3 protein-coding genes are annotated in these 2,785 nt (G+C 35.2%); 2 read left to right on the plus strand and 1 reads right to left on the minus strand.

The genetic code is table 11. From position 1 onward, the window contains the following. Positions 1 to 56 precede the first annotated feature (56 nt). Together ppcA and AOG55_RS03630 are read left to right on the plus strand one after the other, a co-directional pair. Positions 57 to 1,583 carry a phosphoenolpyruvate carboxylase gene (gene ppcA, locus AOG55_RS03625; protein ID WP_055040910.1) on the plus strand — a complete coding sequence of 509 codons (1,527 nt, stop codon included), beginning with the start codon at positions 57 to 59 and terminating at the stop codon, positions 1,581 to 1,583. Positions 1,584 to 1,589: 6 nt separating this feature from the next. Continuing rightward, positions 1,590 to 2,015: an NUDIX hydrolase gene (locus tag AOG55_RS03630; RefSeq protein ID WP_048101549.1), complete on the plus strand. Its 426-nt coding sequence runs from the start codon at positions 1,590 to 1,592 to the stop codon at positions 2,013 to 2,015. 65 nt (positions 2,016 to 2,080) lie between these two features. Here the strand turns inward: AOG55_RS03630 and AOG55_RS09650 are convergent, their stop codons facing one another. After that, positions 2,081 to 2,638, minus strand: a complete 558-nt coding sequence (locus AOG55_RS09650) for a hypothetical protein (RefSeq protein ID WP_048101550.1) — start codon at positions 2,636 to 2,638, stop codon at positions 2,081 to 2,083. Positions 2,639 to 2,785: the final 147 nt, after the last annotated feature.

Here is a 2,785-nt window from a genome sequence, read left to right on the forward strand (position 1 = left end):
CTACAGTGCAATTTTATACAGATTTATATTTATATAATAACGCATTTAACTAGGTTATGATACCAAAAACAATGTCCACACAGCATCCAGATAATGCAAGGATGCCGGAATGGTCTCATGATAAAGCCATTATAAAAAATGAGGATGAGATCGAGGAAGCATACATAGCATATAAGAAGATGGGAATTCAGGAGGTTATGTGGGATGCTGAGGGAAAGGATGTTGACACACATGTTGTGAGAAAAATTATTTCCAAGGACAACAAATTTTTTAGTGAGAACATTCTTGGAAGGGATATATTTTTAACATACAGGGTTCCAAACCCAAGAATAGAGGGAATAGAAAGGAAAATATTAACTGAAACATTATCAAGCATACCGCTTAATTATGATGTTGGCAACAGGGTTTATATGAATAAGACACCACCAATTTTTGAGGTAATAATACCCTTTACAACTGATTATACCGATCTTTTGGGTGTTTTAAAGTACTATGAAAAGGCCATAGTTGGACAGCAGGATATTAAGCTTTATGACGATGTATATGCAAGGGATGTTACAGGTGAGGTTTACCCCAAAAAAATTAATGTAATTCCATTAATAGAGGATATGGACTCAATATTAAATATAGATTCCATAATTAATGGATATTATAGGGCTGCAGGTCCAGATCACATGAGGGTATTTATAGCAAGATCAGATCCGGCAATGAATTATGGAATGCTTCCTGCCACACTTCTGGCAAAATTTGCGGCCATAAGACTCAGGGAATTAAGCAATAAACTCAATATTAACATTTACCCCATGCTTGGTGCAGGGTCATCACCATTCAGGGGTAACCTTGGCCCGGATAACACGGTAAATGCACTGGAGGAGTATGATTCATACTATACATATACAGTACAGTCCGCGTTTAAATTTGATTATGATATAAACACTGTAAAAAAGGCGGTGTCACAAATTAACCTGCATGATCCAGACTACAGGAAACTGCCTGATAATGTTGATTTAAATATTTTTAAATCCATACTTGACAAATATAAAAAAAGATTCCAGAGGGAAATAGAGGCAATTGCAAGGCCCATAAATGATATTACATTATATTTGCCCAAGAGAAGGGCAAGAAAACTGCACATAGGATTGTTTGGTTACTCCAGGAGTACAGGAAAGGCCGTTCTTCCACGTGCAATATCCTTTGTTGCTGCCCTGTACTCAATGGGGATACCCCCGGAAATACTTGGAATAGCATCCCTGAATGAAATGACCGAACCGGAATATGAATTAATACATAAATTGTATTTAAACTTGAATTTTGACCTGAAGATGAGTGCAAGGTATTTTAATTATGATTCACTAAAATTGCTTAAGGAGATATGGAATATCGATGATGAGATAATAAATATGATAAGATCCGATATGAGATATGTTGAAAATAATATTGGTGTCCCAACAGATAATTCATATGGAATCAGAAAACATCTAATGTACTCATCCCTTACAATGCTGGCATTTAAGGATGGTAAATTTGATGAAATGCGCGATTACATATATGAGATGGGTTTAATAAGAAAATTTTTGGGATGAGAAGAAATGATCAGATTGCCAAAAATAGCTGTTGGTGGAATTATAATAAAAAACAATCAGGTACTGCTTGGGAAACGCAGGGATGAGCCCAATAAAAATAAATGGGCCATACCAGGTGGAAAGGTAAATTTAAATGAAACACTTGAGGAGGCACTTAAAAGGGAAATGCACGAGGAAACCGGGTTGATAATAAAAACTGGAAAACTCATGGCCGTGGCAGAATTCATTAATACAAATTTTCATTATGTAATACTTGATTATGAGTGCATCATAATGGGTGGAAATTTAAAGGCCGGTTCAGATTCATTGGAGATAAAATTCTTCGATATAAACAGTTTAAATGGCAATGAAATAAACGAAACAACAATAGAATTTTTTAATAAAATCAAAACATGCAAGCTGCCGGTTTCAATTGTTCACAGGGAAATATAAAAAATAAAAATTGTGTGACAGAATTAATATATTAAATTAAAATATAATATTTAAAGTTTTCTAATTTAGAAGGCATTTTTTGTCTTTTCAAGTGTTTTAGCTATGCCCTCTTCCTGCTCTGCAAAAGCACAAAGCATTTTTTCTATGTCCTCATGCCCCTCGGCCTTTGCAGCCATTGCAACGTTTGTGTATTCTGATACGTGCTGTTCAGATTCCTCCTTTGCCATATCTGTTATTACCTTTTCCATGCCAGCCCTGTTAAGTGCCTCTGCTATTCCTTTTTCCTGCTCAGAAAATGCGCATAGCATGGATTCAACATCATTATATCCCTCGGCCTTTGCAGCCATTGCAACGTTTGTGTATTCTGATACGTGCTGTTCAGATTCCTCCTTTGCCATATCCTGTACCATCTTGTCAAGCCCATTGTATTTAACTAATGTTGCAAATATGGCCTTTGCGTGTCCAAGCTCCACATTTGCCTTTTCCCTTAATTCTCTAGCCACATCTGCTTTTCCCATTTTCTCGAAATATTCTGCAGACAGCATTAACCTCATATGGTCCTCTGCATTGGCTGTCAATAATTCCTTTAATCCCATTTCTGTTTTTTCTCCAAGTGCTGACATTACTATCGTATAATATTAAGGAATGCTGCTATATAATTTTTTCCTTCATAATTATGAATTATTAATATTTTTATCATAATTTATATTTAATTCGTCACTATGATTTAATTTATTTAAATATAAAAACGAATAATTTGAGGACCTGGG

It is taken from the genome of Acidiplasma cupricumulans (assembly GCF_001402935.1).
Classification (GTDB): Archaea; Thermoplasmatota; Thermoplasmata; order Thermoplasmatales; family Thermoplasmataceae; genus Acidiplasma; species Acidiplasma aeolicum.

Excerpts from the sequence above, each read along its gene's own strand:
- ppcA (WP_055040910.1), top strand. The coding sequence starts at position 57 with ATGATACCAAAAACAATGTCCACACAGCATCCAGATAATGCAAGGATG.
- AOG55_RS03630 (WP_048101549.1), top strand. The coding sequence starts at position 1,590 with ATGATCAGATTGCCAAAAATAGCTGTTGGTGGAATTATAATAAAAAAC.
- AOG55_RS09650 (WP_048101550.1), bottom strand. The coding sequence starts at position 2,638 with ATGTCAGCACTTGGAGAAAAAACAGAAATGGGATTAAAGGAATTATTG.